Here is a 20,062-nt window from a genome sequence, read left to right on the forward strand (position 1 = left end):
ACGCATACCACGCTTGGCTCCGACGTTACCAGCCCAAAAATGAGTTATAAGGCGTTCACCAACCCAATTTTTGCGGGCCAGGTACCTGTGCAGCAAGGGCGATTTACGGTGCGGTTCACGATGCCGAAAGATATCAATTACACGGTTGGGCCAGGTAAATTATACCTGTATGCCGTACGATCAGATAGTTTATTGACGGCGGGAGGTGGGTCCGACAGTCTGTATATAGGTGGTAGCGTTTCTGCTAGTGAGGTTGATAATGAGCCCCCTTTGATCAAATTGGAAGCGCTTGATGGAATTGTTGAAGGAGAGATTATACGCGTTGCTAATTCGGACGTAACATTACGAGTTGATCTCAGCGACAACCGAGGAATAAACATTGCTCGCTCCGGCTTGGGGCATGAGCTCACGATGCAGCTTAACGATCAATCAACAGTCATCTTAAACGACTATTATGTTGCCACTGACGCTGACGGACGACAGGGATCTGTTATCTATACGTTTCGAAATCTTCCCGAAGGAAAATACACTATTCGCGCTAAGGCGTGGGATATTAACAATAATTCATCTGAGGTAACGTTGACCATAATAGTTTCCGGGCGACCAGGACTAGCCGTAAAGGCTTTTCGGATGGTACCTAATCCGGTTGTTACGCAGACACGGTTAATGGTCGAACTTAACCGTTCCGGCGAACCGCTCGACTGGACATTAACCATTTCTGACCTCAACGGCAGGCTTTTGAATCAGCAGAGTGGACAGTGTACAGATTGTGGGGCTACGCTGGAAATTGGTTCCTGGAATGGATTTGCTGATAGCGGGCAAGGATTGCCTAACGGCTTATATATTGTTCGGCTAGAAGTCCGTTCTGCTGCTGATGGGACAGTTGCTATCAGCTCAGGGCGATTAGTATTAACCAAATGATTTACTGATATATAAATAGTCTATTTTTCTAATCCAACGTTTTCATCGTAATTTTGACCCACTTAGAACTGCCATATATTATTGAGTCAGTTCTTGTTGTTGACTAACATCCATTGTATGAAGCGAAATTTTGCTTGTGCCTTTCTTGCCGTTTGTAGTTCATTTTTATTCTCTCTTGTCGCATCTGCCCAATCATCTACCACAGCAGTAACGGGTCTTAATGGGCAACTAAGCGTCCCCACATCAGCGGTACCCTTTTTAAATTTTACTCCCGATGCTCGTTCGGGCGCGTTAGGTGAGGCTGGCGTGGCGCTAGGCGATGCTGACGCAAACTCAATATTCTGGAACCCGGCAAAATTAATTTTTGCTAAACAGAAATCTGGCGGGGCTATTTCCTATACACCGTGGCTGCGAAATCTGATTGGTGATATGTATTACACCAACTTGAGCGCCTACGGGAAAGTCGGTAAGAACACAGCCATCGGCGGTTCACTGCTATATTTTGACTTAGGAACGGTTGACTTCACAAACAATTCGGGGGTCTCTACTGGCACGTTCAACTCCCGGGAATATGCTATCACAGGTACTATTTCTCAGCGTCTTTCACAAAATCTGGCGCTTGCTCTTAATTTGAAATACCTGAATTCAAACCTGGCCGCCGGAGCTACCAACGTGGGCCTGAAACCAGGTGGAACGGCCGCTGCTGACATCAGTATCTACTATCATAACGAAACGCGCGATCGTGCTACTGGACAAGGTCTTGGCTGGGGCTGGGGCGCTATGATTTCTAACTTGGGCGGACGTATCAATTATGGTGGTCTCGAAAGTTATTTTATTCCAACGAACCTGCGGTTAGGAACCGGCCTTACGTACTACGTTGATCAGTACAACAAATTCAACTTTGTACTCGATGTGAACAAATTGATGGTACCAACGCCAAATTTCCAGGTCGTCAATGGTGTCGTAACGGACATGAATGCCAATAAAAATTATTTTAGTTCGGTTTTTGGATCTTTTGCAGACGCGCCTGGCGGATTTAGCGAAGAACTAAAAGAGGTGACGATTTCAACGGGCGTTGAATATTGGTATAATGATCAGTTTGCTGCGCGTGTTGGCTACTTCAATGAATCAAACCAAAAAGGTGGCCGGAAATACTTCACAACAGGTATTGGTTTACGGCTTCAGCAACGATTTGGCGTTGATTTCTCGTATCTGCTACCCGTAAAACAGGGTAACCCCCTAGCGCAAACCTTCCGGCTTTCGTTGTTATTCAATTTTAACAAGGGTAACGGAATCGGTGACGACGACGTAACAGACGATTCAAATTAATTTAATACGCGATAAGGGCGAAAGGGTGAACGAATTAAATGCGGAACGTACCGTATTGACTCGTTCACTCTTTCGCCCTTTTACGCTTTTATAGAAAATGGTGCTCGATAGAACACAATCGCCTGCCTTTCAGGCTATACAGGAAGTTCGGCTTCCGCCCGTACAAACTCACTACCTCGATAATGGTCTACCACTCCATATAATTGCTGTTGCTCACCAGCCTGTATTAAGGCTGGAGTGTGTATTTGAAGCAGGCACCTGGTACGAACAGGTCGCTGGAACTTCGTTTTTTGCCATGAAAATGCTGGCAGAAGGGACACGTTCGCGGACATCGACAGAGATCAGCGAATATATTGATCGCTATGGCGTATTTATGGAATTGAACAGTGGCCCTGATCGAGCTAGTGTCGTTATCTATTGCCTGACTAAATTCCTGCCAAATGTATTGCCTCTGCTGCGGGAGATGCTTACCGAACCTACTTTTCCAGAGAAAGAATTAGAAGATCTCCGTAACATCACACTTCAGAACCTACGCGTCAATTACGAAAAAAATGCCTATCTGGCCGGCGTTCTATTTCGGGAAAAATTGTTTGGAGCGACCCATCCTTATGGGCGAAGTCAGCGCCCTGATTTAGTCGCCCAGCTTAGTCAGTCTGAAGTCGTCGCTTTTTATGAGAAAGCTATACGGAACCGCCCTTTTCAGTTAATTCTGGCTGGTGATGCTACCGAAAATGAGGTCTTGTTGATCAATAGAGAGTTAGGAAAGCTTCCAGTTCAAACAGATAGCTTACCGTCTTTTGCTAGTAATATCCTGGCTGATAACAACGTACCCGTACTTGCTGAGAAACCGGAGAGTATTCAATCATCTATTCGCTTAGGGCGCCGTTTGTTTAATCGAGCCCATCCGGATTTCTTTAAGATGTTGATAACAAATGAAGTGTTGGGCGGGTATTTCGGTTCGAGACTTATGAAAAACATACGTGAGGAGAAGGGATTTACGTACGGAATTTCATCCAACGTACCTTCTTTCCGGCGAGATGGTTACTTCCTGATCGCAACGGACGTGAACAAAGAGAATACGCAACAAACGCTGGATGAAATTCATAAAGAAATTCGCATTCTACAGACCGAACCTGTTTCGCAGGACGAGTTGGAAACCGTGAAAAACTATATGGCTGGTGAATTCGTTGGTTCGTTAAATACACCCTTTGAAATTGCTGACCGTTATAAGGTGATTCTGCTAGACGGGATAGCCCCTGACTTTCTAACTACGTATATTCAAAACCTTCGGGCAATAACCCCAACCGATATAATGGAAACTGCTACCCATTATCTGGCTGTTGAACAACTGCGCGAAGTGATTGTTGGTGGTAAATAAACTTAGATACCTAGCTAGCCAAGTTGTTTTATAGGTTAAAAAGATTGCCAGGCTAGTAACAATTCAATAACTTTGGGGTTACATTCCTTTTACAGGACCGATAGATTTACCCGGTCGACTGCTTTATCCGAGTACTTGTTTAATTAATTTTTGATGAACATTTTTCTGATCAGCGTCACAACAGTAGTAGCCTATTTACTAGGATCAATTCCCACAGCCGTTTGGTATGGGCAAGGCTTTTTTGGCCTCGATATTCGCAAATACGGTAGCGGAAACGCCGGTGCCACCAATACGTTTCGGGTATTAGGTAAACGGGCCGGTACGATTGTTCTACTGATTGATGTACTGAAAGGATATACAGCGGCAAGCCTATCATCGCTGTTGTGGTATGCAGATGTGATTACTGAAAATGAGATTCTTACGTTCAAAATCGTCTTTGGTTTAATAGCCGTAATCGGGCATTTATACCCTGTTTTTGCCAATTTTAAGGGAGGAAAAGGCGTCGCTTCATTGTTAGGAATGATGCTGGCTACGCATCCTGAAATGGCGGCCGTCTGTATCGGTATCTTCTTGCTGGTTGTCATTGCGTCGCAATACGTATCGTTAGGGTCTATTATGGCTGCGCTGGCGTTTCCGGTTCTGCTGTTACTCCAGATTTTTGGTCAGAAAGAAAACCCCTTACTGATTGTATTTGGATTCGTTATTTTTCTTCTGGTCGTTATCACGCACCAGAAAAATATAGGCAGATTGTTACGTGGTGAGGAAAATCGGACGGTTTTGTTCCGGTTGCGGAAAAAATAGTCTATCTCAAAACGAGATTCTACGATAATCGACGCCCCGTCGTTGCGCGAAAAGTGCGTAACTTCGGGGCGAACTTTTTTAAAGTCAGTAGCCGCCAGCCGCTAATCAATAGCAAACGTATCGATCAGCAACTGTCGACTATTGACTATTGACTTTATGAATAATTACCTCGAAACGAACAAACAACGCTTTCTGGACGAGTTACTCGACTTACTACGTATCCCATCCGTTTCGGCTGATTCCAAATTTAAGGATGAGGTTCGTCGGGCTGCCGAGTTTGTTCGGGATAAGCTGACCGCGGCCGGATTAGATGATGCTACGTTGTTCGAAACGCTAGGTCATCCAGTAGTTTATGCTGAAAAGATCGTAGACCCTGCTAAACCAACTGTTTTAGTGTATGGGCACTATGACGTGCAACCGGCTGATCCTTATGAGCTTTGGGATACCCCACCGTTTGAGCCAACGATACGTAACGAGCGCATTTATGCACGGGGTGCTTGTGATGACAAGGGCCAGTTTTATATGCATATCAAAGCGATTGAGGCAATGATGGCAACAGATGGACTTCCCTGCAACGTAAAGGTGATGATTGAAGGCGAAGAGGAAGTCGGTTCGGATCATCTTGGTACGTTTGTCGTTGAGCATCGGGATATGCTGAAAGCCGATGTTATTTTAATTTCTGATACGAGCATTATTTCGAACGAAACGCCTTCGCTCGAAACCGGTTTGCGTGGCTTGTCGTACGTAGAAGTGCAGGTGACCGGCGCTAATCGGGATTTACATTCGGGCGTTTATGGCGGTGGAGTCGCGAATCCGATCAACGTACTGTGCGACATGATTGCGTCACTGCACGATGAAAATGGACGTATTACCATTCCTGGATTCTACGATAACGTAATGGATTTGAGCGAGGATGAACGGGCTGAATTAGCTAAAGCGCCGTTTGATCTGAACGAATACAAGCGTGACCTGGCCATAAATGACGTAGCAGGTGAAAAGGGCTATTCGACAACTGAACGAACTTCCATCCGCCCGACACTGGACGTAAACGGCATCTGGGGCGGTTATACAGGCGAAGGGGCCAAAACGGTTCTGCCATCAAAAGCGTCGGCCAAAATCAGCATGCGATTGGTTCCCAATCAGACTCCCGACGAGATTACGGAACTGTTTACCAGGCATTTTACGGCTATAGCGCCTTCGGGCGTAACGGTTCGGGTAACTCCGCACCACGGTGGTATGCCTTACGTAACACCCGTCGATTCGATTGAATTTGAAGCCGCTAGCAAGGCGTTTGAAGACGCCTGGGGTAAAAAACCGGTACCAACGCGCGGTGGAGGCAGTATTCCGATTACCGCTCTATTTGAGAAAGAACTCGGCATTAAGTCAATTCTGATGGGTTTTGGCCTGGATAGCGATGCACTGCATTCACCCAACGAAAGTTACGGCCTCTTTAACTTTTACAAGGGCATCGAAACCATTCCTTATTTCTACAAGCATTACGCAGAACTTAAACAATAAGTCGTTTCTCCAAAAGAGACGCGTATCGAGAACATCCCGTTTTTATTTATGAGAAAAATGCTGTCGGTTCTTCTGCTGAGTTTTTTGGCAGGAACATTGGCTTTAGCACAGCAAACGCCAACCACTCGCCCATTAACCCCCGCTGAGCAGCGGCAAAAAGAAAAAATAGAGCGCGAAATTCAACGAGAACGCCAGATCCGGGCCGAATGGGCGCAGAAGCAACGTGAGTATGAAGCCAAACAAGCTGAAAAAGAACGTCAGAAACAAGCCAGAAAAGCGGGAAAAACGCAGGAAGTAGCTGAACCTCCAAAAACAAAACCAGCACCTGCTGCGCCAACAACAGCACCCGAAGAGTCGACTGTAACAAAACCGGCCGAACCAACACGGAAAGAAAAGCGGGAACGACGGAAAAAAGAAGAAAAAACCGAGCCCGTTGTTACGCCGACCACAACGAGCGTACCGGCTGAGGCAAATCATCCGGAAACCGTTGAAACCGCTCCACCATCAACTGTAGCAGAGCCAGTAAAAGCAGAGCCAGTAAAAGTGGCGAAGCCGGAAAAAGTTGAACGGAAAAAGAAGGAGAAAACAGCCCCTATAGAGGTGGCAAAACCAGAGCGGGTTAAACGCCAGAAGCGAGCTAGAGTCGAGCCCGTCGATTCTGTAGCAGCGGCAGCGCCAGTGGGAGAAACTGCCGTGGTACGTCCTCGGCGCGAATTTTTGCCCAAAGGCCATTTGTTTGAGCCTATTCTGCTCGATCCGCTGGAAGCCCAGACTTACGGGAGTGTTTTGCCTGGCTACTGGACGGAAGGAAAAAAATATGCGGGCAGTATTGTTCCATTTGCGTTTGGCTTTGCCAAGCCTTTTTATCGACGTACTACCGATGCTGGCCGGGCCGAAGAATGGGTACTGGATCTGGCTTCATTTACGCAGTTTGAGGCTTATCACGATAGTAAGCTCAATAAAGCACGTCGTCAGATCGTGAATAATGATTACAAAATCAGTATTATTTACAACATCCGACGCGGCATTAATAACTACCGAATTCGGGTCTATCACCTGTCTTCGCATTTGGGTGATGACTATATCTATCGGAATCAGATTACCGCGCCTTCTGCTAATTCCGTCAATTACGAGTTGCTGGATTTTACCTATAGCCGCACGGTGAACAATCTGCGATTGTACGGTGGGGCCGGTGTTGTACTACGTAAAACAGAAGAACGGAAACCGATAAGTGCCCAGCTTGGCGTATTTTACAAAAAACCTTCAGAGAAAGCGGCCCGGCTGGTAGGGGGCGTCGATGTGAAATTCTGGCAGCAGACCGATTTTCGTCCAGGCATTCATGGGGGAATCGGTATCGAACTGGGACGCACACAGAATAACCTAACCTTTTTGGTGGAAGGCTACTCCGGTTTCCGACCCTACAGCCAATTTGAAGATCAGCAAACGTCCTGGATAGGGGCAGGTGTGTACCTGAATCCGTTCTGATTTATGATCAATAATGGGTCACGAACGCTCGTTTATCGGACAAAATCGTAAACCCTACACCAAAAACAAAACATGGAATTAACCGCTTTAACTGCCATTTCGCCTGTCGACGGCCGCTACCGCAAACAAGTCGAAGCACTGGCTCCGTATTTTTCAGAGTTTGGATTGATACGTTATCGGGTACGTATTGAAATTGAATATTTTATCGCGCTTTGCGAATGGCCAATTCCCGAACTGTCGGAGATTGATTCTGCGCAATTTGCGTCATTACGGTCACTCTACGAAAACTTTACGGAGACTGATGCGCTACGTATTAAAGAGATCGAGAAGACCACCAATCACGATGTGAAGGCTGTTGAATATTTCATAAAAGAGAAATTAAAAGGAACGCCGGTTGAGCCGCATCTTGAATTTATCCATTTTGGACTGACCTCGCAGGATATTAATAACACAGCCATTCCGCTGTTATTGAGTGAAGCGTTGAATCTGGAAATCGTGCCAGCGTATCGTCAGGTATTTGTTCGGTTACAGCAACTCGCTCAGCAGTGGGAGAACGTACCGATGTTAGCGCGTACGCATGGACAGCCAGCTTCGCCAACCCGTTTAGGGAAAGAACTCCTGGTGTTCGTTGAACGTATCGAAAAGCAACTGATAATTCTGGCATCTATTCCAACTGCGGCTAAATTTGGTGGCGCAACGGGTAATTTTAATGCTCACGTAGTTGCTTATCCGAAGGAAGACTGGAAAAAGTTTGGGAATAAATTCGTCGAAAGCCTGGGGATGGTACGTAGTGAGTTTACCACCCAGATCGAGCATTACGACATGCTGGCCGCTACGCTCGATGCTTTTAAACGGTTGAATACAACCCTGATTGACCTTGATCGTGACATCTGGACCTACGTATCCATGAATTACTTCAAGCAAAAGCTGAAGGAAGGCGAGGTTGGTTCATCGGCCATGCCGCACAAAGTCAATCCGATCGATTTCGAGAATTCAGAAGGAAACCTGGGTATCGCCAACGCGTTATTTGAGCATCTGTCGAGTAAACTACCGATTTCGCGCCTGCAACGCGACCTGACCGATTCAACCGTACTACGTAGCATTGGTGTTCCGTTTGCCCATTCCATCATCTCGCTGAAATCAACATTGAAAGGATTGGATAAGCTGGAACTGAACCGGGCCGCGCTTAACGCCGACTTAGAAGACAATTGGGCAGTAGTGGCCGAGGGAATTCAGACGGTGCTACGTCGCGAAGGATACCCACAACCCTACGAAGCCCTGAAAGCGCTCACCCGCACAAATGAGAAAATCACGGCCAACACAATCCGGCAATTTATTGATGAACTAAACATATCGGACGCAGTGAAGAGTGAACTTCGGGACATTACGCCGTTTACGTATACAGGCCTGTAGCTTATGTGTACGTAGCGCTATGCCTTCGTGGCTAGTACTCTAATGTTCGCCGAATCATGTTGCCGTTCGATACGTTCATGCGTTCGCCGGTAGTGATACGTGCTTCCTCATCAGACTAATAGCTTCAGATCGTAGAATCCATACACAACCAATCAGCCTTTCGACAATTCAGTTGCTCGTGTTTGGGCGGCTTTGATGCCCGTTACCAACGTATCGGCAAGGGCGCCACTTTCAAATTCACGTAGTGCGGCTTCAGTGGTGCCCCCTTTTGAGGCTACAGCCTTAATCAGATCGTCCAGCGATTTGTCGGCGTTGTTAATAAGATGGTACGCGCCAAGCATCGTTTGTTTGACCAATAGAGCCGATACCGCGTCATCGAAACCCATCTGTTTACCCGCGTCGATCATTGCTTTCACTACGTAGTAAAAATAGGCGGGGCCGCTGCCACTCAGTGCCGTAACGGCATCAATCATTGATTCATCTTCCAGAAAAATAGATCGACCCGTAGCGTTAATCAGATTTTCGACCCGGCGCAGATTCGCCAAATCCACTTCCTTTGCCGCTGTAAAACCCGTGATCCCCATACCGAGCATGGCGGGCGTGTTGGGCATCGCCCGCACGACAAGCAAATGATTTAGTTTTTCCTGAATCTGTGTAATCGGAATCCCCGCCATAATGGACAGGATAATTTGATTAGGCTGAATTACGGTGCGTAGTGATTCATAAACGCTGTTGAAATCCTGCGGCTTGACCGATAAAATAATCAGGTCGGCTTCACCAACGCGTGGCCCGATTGTATCAACAACGACACCTGCTTTTTCGGACTTCAGCGCTTCGGAACGATCCGCGCTTTTTTCGATTAGGAGTAAATCGTCTTTTTTAACAAGCTCATACTGTATAAAGGACTTGGCAAAAGCCATGCCCATGTTACCGCAACCAACAATAGCGATTTTCATAAATCTTAAGCAGCAAAAAATTGCCTTGCAAGATAAGCGCTTTCTGCACAATCACAGGCATAATAAGGTAAGTCTAGGAATAGAATATTGATCCATTAGTTCCAATTGTTTACTATTATATATTCGATTATGATAATTTATATATGTTAAGTTATCATATTGACTATCAGTATATTATGAGCCTACCGCACAATAAATAACTTTGTTTATTATATCGCCAGTTTACTAAGTTTATAAACTATCGCACAATATGTGTTTAGTAATTTGTAAACATTGTCAATCGTATGAAAACGTATACGCCTATCAAAGCATTAGTGGTATTATTGCTAGTCCTGATGTATGTACAAGGTTGCCGAACCACCAGCGACATACAGCCAACTTCCACATCAAGCCAACAAAATCGTTCAGCACGAGTTTCGGCACCACCCGTATCACAGGTTATTGGACCTTATACGGTTACGTTTACCAGCATTTCAGAGGATGGTCTTACATGGTCATACACCATTCAGCGTACGGGCCCAGCTCAGGGGAACGGACTAAGCCACTGGATCATTAACTTAGGCGCATGCGTTTCGTATAGCAACGTTATCAGCGCTACTATTGATGGGCAACCGTATACCAATCTGGCAAATTCAGAAGGAAGTGGTACCAACTGTAATCCGACCGGGCAGTTTCTGAAATTTGATGATCTACCAGCAGTCATATCAGATGGAGCACTGCATACCTTTACATTTACGCTGGATGTTGCTGTTGACCCGGCAACTGTAGCTACCTATGTGAAAGCAGGGAATAGCTGCACAGCCGGAACTATTACCGGGCCGGGTTGCTATCATATTTGTGGTAATATAGTGAAAGAGGCTTTTGTCACAACCATAACCAACAGCACTACGGCCTGTATCAGTAATCCAACAGCAATGACCACAGGGTCAAGCACGTCAACGAGTTCATCTACAATGGCTGGAACAGATATTGTAGTGACTGTTAGCGGTCCCAACGGCGAAACAACCGTTACCACTGACGGCGATGGAAATTACTGCATGACTAACCTGATGCCAGGTAATTATACGGTATCCATTCCAACAGTAAGCCCGGTAGGCTCTGAAACAATAACCGTAAAACCGGGTCAGTCGCAAATGTTCAGTTTGCCTCCTTCTACGGATATTGCAAGTTTCACAGTCACCACGGCCACTACAGAAACTATTAATCAGCCACCGGTTCTGATCGAATGTGCTGTGCCACAGGGTTGTTCGTTCTCACAAGGCTATTGGTTCGCCAAACCAGGGTTGGCATGGCCTGGCAACGTAACGGTAGGTGGTAAATCTTATTCGCAGGCGGAGGGAGCCGCTATCTGGAACACATCGAATTCGGGTGGAATCCCCGCTTCTAAAAAAGTATTCCTGCAGGTGGCCGCTATTAAGCTGAGCGGAGGCAGTGTTTTGCCAACGGCATCCGTCTGGGCTGACGTCGCCACAGCGGAAGCCTGGCTTAATACATTACCCAAACTGACGCCGACTAATCTCAAAACAGTGGGCACTAATGCGGCTGCTGTTGCTGCTGCCGATCGCATAAGCGCCTGGATAGCCCTTAACCATTGCGATTAAGGGTCTGGGTCGCAAAAAAGGGCCGATTTCGTAAAATCGGCCCTTTTTTGTGCTGAAAAATAAAGGGTTATTTCAGCACTTCCTCTAATTTCTGCTCCAAAGCCTCACCGCGCAGGTTCTTGGCAATAATCTTGCCCTCTTTATCGAGCAGGAACGTAGCAGGAATGGCCTGAACACCATACTGTTGAGCAGCTGCCGACTGCCAGAATTTTAAGTCCGATACGTGCATCCAGGTCAGATTATCGTTGCGGATGGCTTTGGTCCAGTTGGCTTTTGCCTGATCGAGTGATACACCGTAAATTTCAAACCCTTTATCCTTATACTTATTATACATCCGCACTACGTTCGGATTTTCCGCCCGACACGGGCCGCACCAGGAAGCCCAGAAATCAATCAGAACGTATTTGCCACGTAGCGACGATAGCGCAACCGATTTACCGGTTGTATCGCTCAAGGTAATATCGGGAGCTAATGCCCCAACGGATACACCTTTGATACGGGCCACCCGACCAATCAACGACTTTGCATGTGGACTATTCGGATTTTCTTTTTCAAACCGTTGAGCCAAGGCCTCATACGTAGCAAAATCGCTGTCGATATTAATAAAATTGAGTGCGAACAGCGCCACTAACGAAGTCCCCATTTCGGGCAGCATCGCTTTAACTTTGTTAACAACATCGGCTTCCGCGGCTGTGTATTCCTGCTCAATCTGCGCCATTTTTTTATTGTCTTTCTTTTCGGTAGCCGCCTGAGCCTGTTTGTTCCAGTTCGCTACTTTGGCGTCCATTTCCGTACGTAGCGCGTTCAGCTTTTCGTAGAACTCCATATTTTTGGAGCCGGTTACAGTAGCTTTACCCACCTGGCCTGTTTTCTGATCCATGCGGAAACCGTCGGCCGTTACGTTAAAGGTTTCGCCCCCTTCGGCCAGTAAAGCCATTCTTTGCCCTCCACCTACGTTCAGAATCAGCACATCGCCCCCCTCATTCACCTTACCGTTCATTGAGAAAGCGTGGTTGGCGTCTACTTTAGCTGAATCAATTTTACGGGTGGGCTGGCTATTGGCTTCTAAATAAACGTAGCTTCCGGGAGCGGCTTTCTTAACCGTGCCTGTAACCGTAAACGGCTTAGTTGTCTGTGCGTTCGCAGTCAGATTAATTACAATCAGCCCAACGATAGCAAAAAGAAATTTTTTCATACGATTAGCTTATAACATCTTGGCTAGCAACTGATTCACTAATTTGGGATCGGCCGAGCCCTTCGATTTTTTCATGACTTCGCCGACAAATAGTCCGAGCAGATTTTTCTTGCCTTTACGGTATTGCGCTACTTTGTCGGGCCAGGCGGCCAGTACCTCTTCTACCAACGCTTGGAGCGCGTCAGTATTGCGATTCTGAACCAAACCATGTTGCTGAGCCAGATCACTGGCTGATACGTCAGGGTTTTCGATCATCAACGTAAAGACCTGATTAGCTGCCGTTTGGCTTATAGTGGCGTTGTCGATCAACGTAATAAGAGCTGCCAAACGTTCAGCAGAAACTGGAAACTGACGATCACGTAGCGTTTTTTCGTTCAAATGGCCTTTTACAGGTCCCATGATCCAGTTCGATACGGCTTTGTAATTCGTTGTGTGTGCAGAAACGGCCTCAAAATAATCTGCTAATTCTTTCGCATCGGTCAGTAACGCTGCGTCGTAGTCGGGCAGGCCGTAGTACGTCGTAAATTTCTGATAAAGAACGGCCGGGAGAAGCGGCATATTAGCCTGAATAGCATCCAGCCACGTATCGGAAATAACAACGGGGGTTAGGTCGGGATCGGGAAAGTAACGGTAGTCATTCATCGTTTCTTTCTCGCGCATAGCATAGCTAATGCCCGAGGCCGCATCGAACGTACGCGTTTCCTGGATAATCTGACCCCCTGATTCCGTTACGTCGACCTGCCGCCGAAATTCGCTGTCTACGGCCCGCATCACGTTACGTATTGAGTTGAGGTTTTTTACCTCGACTTTCGTTCCCAGATGGGTAGCGCCTTTTGGCCGGATCGATACGTTTACGTCGCAACGTAGCGAACCTTCTTCCATGTTGCCATCACAAATATCCAGATAACGCACCAGCCGCCGGACTTCCGTCAGATACTGACCCGCTTCCTCGGCAGTACGTATGGAAGGCTCGGTCACCATTTCGATCAGCGGTGTTCCGGCGCGATTATAATCTAGCTGCGTGGCCCAGTCATCGCCGTCGTGGATACTCTTTCCGGCATCTTCTTCCAAATGGATATGATGGAGCTGAATGGTTGTCTGGTAAGGCTGATTCGTTTGCGGATCTTTGACTTTGACCAAGATTCCGCCCCCTACGCAAATCGGCCCCTTATCCTGCGAGAGCTGATACCCTTTCGGCAGATCGGGGTAAAAATAATTTTTACGGGCAAATACATTGTGGCGCGTAATCTCGCTGCCACAGGCCAAGCCCATCCGAACAGCGTACTCAACGGCTTTGCGGTTCAGTTTAGGTAAGGTACCTGGATGCCCTAACGTAATAACGCTAATGTTGGTATTGGGCTCAGCGCCGAATGCATTGGCATCAGCGGCAAAAATCTTGCTGTTTGTCAGTAACTGGCAGTGTACTTCCAGTCCGATAACGGCTTCATAACGTGCCAGAATTTCCGGCGAAAGGGTCGCTTCGGCTACCATTGTCAGAAACTAAATGATTCAGGACAAAGATAGCGAAAAGGCGTGGAGGGCTAAGCGTTTAAAGATCGACAACTTAACAGACGTTACGTAATCAGGCTAAATTACGTTCAGTCGATACTTCAAATACGTTTGAGCCAGCAATGCAATTTTCTGAGGATTCGGAACCCGTACCCGTTCGGCCTGAATTTGTGAAACAGGTAATCGTTTGATTTTATCGAACAGTTTCTGATAATAGATATAAGCCAGATAAACACCCATTCGGGCTCCGCGCGGTAGCTTCATAATTCCTTTATAGGCCTCATCGAAATCTTGTTGTATATCGGTTTCGATACGTTGTTTGGCTTCGTAGCCAAAATCATTGAAGTCGACACCAGGAAAATACGTCCGGCCCCGCTCTACAAAATCGCTTTTCAGATCGCGCAGAAAATTTACTTTCTGAAACGCTGACCCGAGTTTTCGAGCAGGTTCGCACAGGTGATCAAACTCCTTGCAATCGCCTTCACAAAAGACCCGAAGGCACATCAGCCCTACTACTTCAGCTGAGCCATAAATGTATTTGTCATAGTTAGCGGCATCGTATTCCTGATAGTAGAGATCCATTTCCATACTTTTCAGAAAGGCGTCGATCAACTCCGGTTCAATATTGTACTGACGCACAACTAACTGAAACGACTGCAGTACCGGATTTAAACTAATGCCCTCGTCAATAGCCTGATACGTATCGTGTTTGAATCGTTCCAGCAGCGTTTTCTTATCGTAATCATGAAACGTGTCTACAATTTCGTCAGCGTAGCGAACAAATCCGTAGATGGCATAAATAGGAAGATGAAATTTACGGTCAAGCGTTTTAATACCCAACGTAAACGACGTACTGTAACGCTCCGTAATTAGCTTACTGCATTCCAGTGCGGTTTTATTGAATAATGCCATCATAAAGAATAAAAAGGAATAGGTTTGACAGATAAATTAAGGAAATTCCTTTGCAATTTCATCGGCCACGACCAAGCCCGATATAAGTGAGGGTGGTACACCGGGGCCTGGAACCGTGAGTTGACCGGTGTAGAACAAGTTGTTTACCCTTTTGTTCTTTAACGCTGGCTTTAATAAAGCCGTCTGTCGTAAGGTGTTAGCCAGCCCGTATGCGTTGCCTCGAAAAGCGTTATAGTCCTGTTTAAAATCTTTATGTGCATAACTACGCTTGAAAACCAGTTTAGTGCGTATTGACTGTCCTGTGTAGGCTTCGAGCCGATCCATTATCATATTAAAATACCGGTCGCGCGTTTGGTCGTTGTCGGTAAGATCGGGGGCTACAGGGATGAGCAGAAATAAGTTTTCGCATCCTTCTGGTGCTACGCTGGGATCGGTTTTAGAAGGAGCCGAGGCATAAAACAGCGGTTTGGTTGGCCAGCGGGGCGTTTCATAAATTTCCTGAGCATGAAGCGAAAAATCTTCGTCAAAAAATAAATTATGATGCTGAAGGCGTAGAACTCGTTCCCCAATGCCCAAATAAAACAGAAGCGACGAGGGAGCCATGACTCGCTTGTCCCAATAATCATCGTCGTAATTACGATAATTGGGATCTACTAACTTCGTCTCGACGTGGTTGTAATCGGCTCCTGCCACTACTACGTCGGTTTCAAAAATTCCCTGATCCGTTACAACACGTTTCGCTTTGTTTTGCGCTATGTCAATTTTCTGTACAGTCTGGTTTAAGAGAATCTTGACGCCTTTTTCTTCGGCTAGACTGACCATCGCCTTCACAATTTCGTGCATTCCACCCATGGGATACCACGTACCAAGCGCCATTTCAGCATAATTCATCAAGCTATACATGGCGGGCGTATTTTGCGGAGTTGCTCCCAAAAAGAGAACCGGAAACTCGACAATCTCGAGCAGACGCGGATTTTTAAAAAATTTACGGGCGTGTGTCGCAAATGACTGAAAGACATCCAGTCGTGTTACGTCGTAGAGTAGTTTTAAACTCAAAAATTCAGTAATAGAACGACTTGGCTTCCAGACGAATTTCTTCATGCCAACTTCGTACTTATAGGAGGCCTGTTTCAGGAATTCTCGAAGTTTTGGGCCGCTACCGGGCTCAATGTCTTCAAATAGTTTTTCCAGAGGATCAAGTCCTGCCGGAAGGTCAACTACTTCATTAGTGCCAAAAATAACGCTGTACGAAGGATCGAGTCGAACGAGGTTGTAGTAATTGCTGGTCTTTTTGCCAAAACGGGCGAAATACGTATCAAACACATCGGGCATCCAATACCAGCTCGGCCCCATATCGAACGTAAAGCCTTTTTCCTGAAAGACACGGGCTCGTCCGCCCGGCATATCATTTTTTTCGAGGATGGTAACGTCGTAGCCTTTATGAGCAAGACTTGTTGCTGCGGCCAGACCCGCAAAACCAGCTCCAATAACAAGAACGCGCTGGGGCATTATAAATAAGTTGATTGAATAATTGGGTTAAAGCCTTGTTGAAGTAATTTGTTTCTGAATCCTTAGAAACTTTAGCTTCTCACAATGATTGAGGAAAGATAGTGAATCGACAAAGAAAACCTGGGCTATTATTCATACGCCTTCTGTTAGGTAATCGGGATTCACTACCGGCTTTGTGCAGGGATAACTAATTAACTGGCTAATTTTCAGGGTATATAAAACAAAAAAGTTGGGCAGAAAACCTACCCAACTTTTCGAACCTTCCTCTTTTTTAACAAAAAACTACTCAATCAATAACTATTAGACGGAAGGTCTCTGGCGAGGTCTCGCCAGATTTAAAATTTTTTTTAAGCATTGTGATATGCGTACACTTTCAGTTGGTCTTTAAGCTCTTTGCGGGCAATGTGAATCCGGTTTTTTACGGTTCCAATGGGGATGTTTAGCTTCGCAGCAATTTCGTGATACTTAAAACCGCGGAAGTGCATCATAAAGGGGGTTTTATACGTATCGTCCAGTCCATTTACTGCCCGGTTGATATCGTCCTGCGCAAAAGACGAATACGCTAAGTTATCCGTGCTGCTTTCTATCGAGTTAATGTAATGCAGATTATCAGTTGTGTCAATGAAGGTGTTCTTACGAACCATACGCTGATAGTTTGTAATAAAGGTGTTCTTCATAATCGTATACAACCAGGCTTTCAGGTTCGTACCATCTGTATATTTATCACGATTGGTGAACGCTTTAAGCAGTGTGTCTTGTAATAAATCGTTTGCGTCTTCAACATCTTTCGTTAAACGTAGTGCAAATGGACGTAGCGATTTCGACACTTTACCAATATGATTTGTAAATTCAAGAGCGGTCATGGCTGTTTACGTTTTTTGTTAAAACTGAGTTGCTAAGCTTTATACAAAAAGACAACCACTCTTGCCGGAATTAAGGCATGTATGTAATTCAGGATTATAAAATACTGAATGTAAGCTATTTAAGCCTTGTAAAATTTGTTCGCTACTATCTATACGTTGAGGTGCGAATGTGTGGAGTGTAGAATATTTCCCCCATTCTGTGGAATCTGTAGTGTGGATTTTGTTTAACGTTTACTCAAAATGCTTGAACAGGAATTAGGAACGTATTAAAAGATTTACGCCTAACCTAAAGGCTGTGTTATAGTAAAAAGAAGGAAACTAAATGGCTTTAAACCAGCCCTTCTTTCAATAAATCGTGTAAGTGGACGAATCCTCGAACCAGGCCAGCCTCAGATACAATAAGTTGGTTGATATCCCGCTCCTGCATTAACTGGAGGGCAGATACGGCATAATCGTCCGGTGCTACACACACTGGGGAGGGCGTCATTACGTCCTGCGCGCAGAGTTGCCAAAAGGAATCATGTTCATAAGCCATTCGCCGAATATCGCCGTCTGTCACGATTCCCTGTAAGATTCCATTCAGATCGACAACGGCCGTTGCTCCCAGGCGATTGGCGGAAATTGTAAAGATGACTTCTCGGAGAGGAGTATCCGGTAAAACTTGTGGGCATTGATTATGGGGAAAAATATCTGATATTTTCAGGTAGAGCTTTTTCCCCAACGAGCCACCAGGATGATAACGTGCGAAATCCTGACGAGTAAATCCTCGAATTTCGAGCAGGCTTACGGCCAAGGCGTCGCCCATTGCGAGCGCAACGGTTGTGCTGGTGGTTGGTGCCAGGTTTAGTGGATCGGCTTCGTGTTCGGCATAGGCATGAAGGACGTAGTCAGCATGTTGAGCCAGGTAGGAATCACGATTGCTGACAAGAGCGATCAACCGAGCGCTGGTGCGTTTCAGTAAGGGAAGCAATACTTTTATTTCGGCAGTATTGCCACTTTTGGAAATGATGAGTACGACGTCGTTAGCCTGAATCATTCCTAAATCACCGTGGATGGCATCCGCAGCGTGCATAAACAGCGCGGGTGTACCGGTTGAATTCAGAGTCGCTACAATTTTTTGGCCGATAAGCGCACTTTTGCCAACGCCTGTAACAACCAGGCGGCCTGACGAATTCAGAACTGTTTCGACTGTAGCATCGAATTGTTCGTCAAGTAGATCAACGGCATTTCGAATCGCGTCGGCTTCTGCTAACAGGACTGCCCGGGCAATGGTCTGAGGTTTTTTTATTACTTTCAACGGCAGTTTTGGTAATCACGAATACTTTGCTTTGTATATTCGCTAACTTTATAAAGCAAAGATACGGCAAGCAAATACAGTAAAGTAACTTTTGTACGATTTGTAGAATGATGCAAGTTGATCAGTCGATTCATACAACCCTTAAAGAACGACTAAAAGAAATTTTTGGGTATAGTCAATTCCGGGGCGAACAGGAAGCCATTATATATAGCATCATGGCCGGGCGTAATACGTTCGTTATTATGCCCACTGGCGCAGGTAAATCCTTATGTTATCAACTACCCGCTATTGTTAGTGAGGGTACTGCTGTGGTAATTTCTCCCCTGATTGCCTTGATGAAAAACCAGGTCGATCAGCTAAATGCTTTTGGAATTAATGCGCAATTCCTGAACTCTACGCTTTCCAAGGCGGAGATGAACAAGGTTAAAAAGGATACCCTTAACGGAACACTTAAGCTACTTTATATTGCTCCTGAGTCCTTGACGAAGGAAGAAAATTTGGATTTTTTAAAGAAAGCCAATATTTCGTTTGTTGCTATTGATGAAGCCCACTGTATCTCGGAGTGGGGACATGATTTTCGTCCTGAGTATAGGAAAATACGTGGCATCGTTGACAATATTGGTAACCTGCCCGTTATTGCGCTTACTGCTACCGCTACGCCCAAAGTTCAGCAGGATATTCAGAAGAACCTGAATATGGAAGATGCTAATCTGTACAAGTCATCTTTCAACCGTAAGAACTTATTCTATGAAATAAAGCCAAAAGCCGACGCTAAGAAACAGCTTATAAAGTACGTAAAGCAGAACAAAGGTAAATCAGGAATCGTCTATTGCCTGAGCCGTAAAACGGTAGAAGAAATTGCTGAATTACTGAGTGTCAATGACGTAAAGGCATTACCATACCATGCTGGTTTAGATCCGCAAACGCGGATGAACAATCAGGATGCTTTCCTGAACGAAGATGTAGACGTCATTTGCGCTACTATTGCGTTCGGTATGGGGATCGATAAACCCGATGTCCGGTTTGTTATTCACTACGACGCTCCTAAATCACTGGAAGGATATTATCAGGAAACAGGACGGGCAGGTCGTGATGGGCTGGAAGGTAACTGCGTTATGTTTTACAGCTATGATGATATTGTCAAGCTCGAAAAGTTCAATAAAGATAAGCCCGTTACGGAACGCGATAACGCAAAGCATCTGCTGAACGAAATGGTATCGTACTCAAATCTAGGCGTTTGCCGTCGTAGACAGTTGCTGGGCTACTTTGGTGAATTTGTGGATAAGGACTGTGGCTTTTGCGATAACTGTACGAAACCAACGGAAAAATTCAAGGTTCAGCATGAGATTGTATTAGCGTTGCAAACGGTGTTGCA

General features: G+C 45.8%; 15 protein-coding genes and 1 pseudogene. 9 read left to right on the forward strand and 7 right to left on the reverse strand.

Annotated features, from left to right (window positions below):
• The 7 genes and pseudogenes from ACOJS8_RS06730 to purB form a co-directional block, all read left to right on the forward strand.
• Positions 1–921, forward strand: a pseudogene (locus ACOJS8_RS06730) (hypothetical protein); the annotation flags it as partial.
• A 117-nt stretch (positions 922–1,038) separates the two neighbouring features.
• Positions 1,039–2,250, forward strand: a complete 1,212-nt coding sequence (gene porV / locus ACOJS8_RS06735; RefSeq protein WP_420147771.1) for a type IX secretion system outer membrane channel protein PorV — start codon at positions 1,039–1,041, stop codon at positions 2,248–2,250.
• Between the two features lie 97 nt (positions 2,251–2,347).
• A complete protein-coding gene (locus ACOJS8_RS06740) occupies positions 2,348–3,628 on the forward strand; it encodes a M16 family metallopeptidase (RefSeq protein ID WP_420147772.1) in 1,281 nt (426 codons plus the stop codon).
• 153 nt (positions 3,629–3,781) lie between these two features.
• A complete protein-coding gene (gene plsY / locus ACOJS8_RS06745) occupies positions 3,782–4,429 on the forward strand; it encodes a glycerol-3-phosphate 1-O-acyltransferase PlsY (protein WP_420147773.1) in 648 nt (215 codons plus the stop codon).
• 156 nt (positions 4,430–4,585) lie between these two features.
• Positions 4,586–5,947 carry a dipeptidase gene (locus ACOJS8_RS06750; RefSeq protein ID WP_420147774.1) on the forward strand — a complete coding sequence of 454 codons (1,362 nt, stop codon included), beginning with the start codon at positions 4,586–4,588 and terminating at the stop codon, positions 5,945–5,947.
• Between the two features lie 48 nt (positions 5,948–5,995).
• Positions 5,996–7,432, forward strand: a complete 1,437-nt coding sequence (locus tag ACOJS8_RS06755) for a DUF1207 domain-containing protein (RefSeq protein ID WP_420147775.1) — start codon at positions 5,996–5,998, stop codon at positions 7,430–7,432.
• Between the two features lie 72 nt (positions 7,433–7,504).
• Positions 7,505–8,845, forward strand: coding sequence for an adenylosuccinate lyase (gene purB, locus ACOJS8_RS06760; RefSeq protein WP_420147776.1), 1,341 nt, complete (start codon positions 7,505–7,507; stop codon positions 8,843–8,845).
• A gap of 152 nt (positions 8,846–8,997) precedes the next feature.
• Here the strand turns inward: purB and proC are convergent, their stop codons facing one another.
• On the reverse strand, positions 8,998–9,801 hold the full coding sequence (gene proC, locus ACOJS8_RS06765) for a pyrroline-5-carboxylate reductase (protein WP_420147777.1): 804 nt from the start codon (positions 9,799–9,801) through the stop codon (positions 8,998–9,000).
• Between the two features lie 284 nt (positions 9,802–10,085).
• On the opposite strand from proC, the gene ACOJS8_RS06770 reads away from it, so the two are divergent.
• A complete protein-coding gene (locus tag ACOJS8_RS06770; RefSeq protein ID WP_420147778.1) occupies positions 10,086–11,402 on the forward strand; it encodes a carboxypeptidase-like regulatory domain-containing protein in 1,317 nt (438 codons plus the stop codon).
• A 67-nt stretch (positions 11,403–11,469) separates the two neighbouring features.
• Here ACOJS8_RS06770 and ACOJS8_RS06775 read toward each other — a convergent pair whose 3' ends face one another.
• From ACOJS8_RS06775 to ACOJS8_RS06800, 6 genes are all read right to left on the reverse strand, one after another.
• The gene (locus tag ACOJS8_RS06775) at positions 11,470–12,597 is read right to left on the reverse strand and encodes a redoxin family protein (protein ID WP_420147779.1); all 1,128 of its coding nucleotides are present in this window, start codon (positions 12,595–12,597) and stop codon (positions 11,470–11,472) included.
• Positions 12,598–12,606: 9 nt separating this feature from the next.
• Positions 12,607–14,088 carry an Asp-tRNA(Asn)/Glu-tRNA(Gln) amidotransferase subunit GatB gene (gatB, locus tag ACOJS8_RS06780; protein WP_420147780.1) on the reverse strand — a complete coding sequence of 494 codons (1,482 nt, stop codon included), beginning with the start codon at positions 14,086–14,088 and terminating at the stop codon, positions 12,607–12,609.
• 96 nt (positions 14,089–14,184) lie between these two features.
• A complete protein-coding gene (locus tag ACOJS8_RS06785) occupies positions 14,185–15,021 on the reverse strand; it encodes a phytoene/squalene synthase family protein (protein WP_420147781.1) in 837 nt (278 codons plus the stop codon).
• Positions 15,022–15,054: 33 nt separating this feature from the next.
• Complete coding sequence (locus ACOJS8_RS06790; protein WP_420147782.1) at positions 15,055–16,527, reverse strand: phytoene desaturase family protein; 1,473 nt, start codon at positions 16,525–16,527, stop codon at positions 15,055–15,057.
• 347 nt (positions 16,528–16,874) lie between these two features.
• Positions 16,875–17,390 (reverse strand): RNA polymerase sigma factor, encoded by a 516-nt coding sequence (locus ACOJS8_RS06795; protein ID WP_420147783.1) that lies wholly within the window; start codon positions 17,388–17,390, stop codon positions 16,875–16,877.
• 328 nt (positions 17,391–17,718) lie between these two features.
• Entirely contained in the window at positions 17,719–18,687 is a 969-nt protein-coding gene (locus ACOJS8_RS06800) for a KpsF/GutQ family sugar-phosphate isomerase (protein WP_420147784.1), read from the reverse strand.
• Positions 18,688–18,794: 107 nt separating this feature from the next.
• Here ACOJS8_RS06800 and ACOJS8_RS06805 point away from each other — a divergent pair.
• On the forward strand, positions 18,795–20,062 hold a 1,268-nt coding region (locus ACOJS8_RS06805), incomplete at its 3' end, for a RecQ family ATP-dependent DNA helicase (RefSeq protein WP_420147785.1).

Source organism: Spirosoma sp., from assembly GCF_048594605.1.
Taxonomy (GTDB): Bacteria; Bacteroidota; Bacteroidia; order Cytophagales; family Spirosomataceae; genus Spirosoma.

What these genes read in the sequence shown, in the direction of transcription:
- porV (WP_420147771.1), top strand. Translation starts at nt 1,039, where the DNA reads ATGAAGCGAAATTTTGCTTGTGCCTTTCTTGCCGTTTGTAGTTCATTT.
- ACOJS8_RS06755 (WP_420147775.1), top strand. Translation starts at nt 5,996, where the DNA reads ATGAGAAAAATGCTGTCGGTTCTTCTGCTGAGTTTTTTGGCAGGAACA.
- ACOJS8_RS06775 (WP_420147779.1), bottom strand. Translation starts at nt 12,597, where the DNA reads ATGAAAAAATTTCTTTTTGCTATCGTTGGGCTGATTGTAATTAATCTG.
- ACOJS8_RS06740 (WP_420147772.1), top strand. Translation starts at nt 2,348, where the DNA reads ATGGTGCTCGATAGAACACAATCGCCTGCCTTTCAGGCTATACAGGAA.
- ACOJS8_RS06795 (WP_420147783.1), bottom strand. Translation starts at nt 17,390, where the DNA reads ATGACCGCTCTTGAATTTACAAATCATATTGGTAAAGTGTCGAAATCG.
- ACOJS8_RS06790 (WP_420147782.1), bottom strand. Translation starts at nt 16,527, where the DNA reads ATGCCCCAGCGCGTTCTTGTTATTGGAGCTGGTTTTGCGGGTCTGGCC.
- ACOJS8_RS06770 (WP_420147778.1), top strand. Translation starts at nt 10,086, where the DNA reads ATGAAAACGTATACGCCTATCAAAGCATTAGTGGTATTATTGCTAGTC.
- plsY (WP_420147773.1), top strand. Translation starts at nt 3,782, where the DNA reads ATGAACATTTTTCTGATCAGCGTCACAACAGTAGTAGCCTATTTACTA.
- ACOJS8_RS06750 (WP_420147774.1), top strand. Translation starts at nt 4,586, where the DNA reads ATGAATAATTACCTCGAAACGAACAAACAACGCTTTCTGGACGAGTTA.
- proC (WP_420147777.1), bottom strand. Translation starts at nt 9,801, where the DNA reads ATGAAAATCGCTATTGTTGGTTGCGGTAACATGGGCATGGCTTTTGCC.
- ACOJS8_RS06785 (WP_420147781.1), bottom strand. Translation starts at nt 15,021, where the DNA reads ATGATGGCATTATTCAATAAAACCGCACTGGAATGCAGTAAGCTAATT.
- purB (WP_420147776.1), top strand. Translation starts at nt 7,505, where the DNA reads ATGGAATTAACCGCTTTAACTGCCATTTCGCCTGTCGACGGCCGCTAC.
- gatB (WP_420147780.1), bottom strand. Translation starts at nt 14,088, where the DNA reads ATGGTAGCCGAAGCGACCCTTTCGCCGGAAATTCTGGCACGTTATGAA.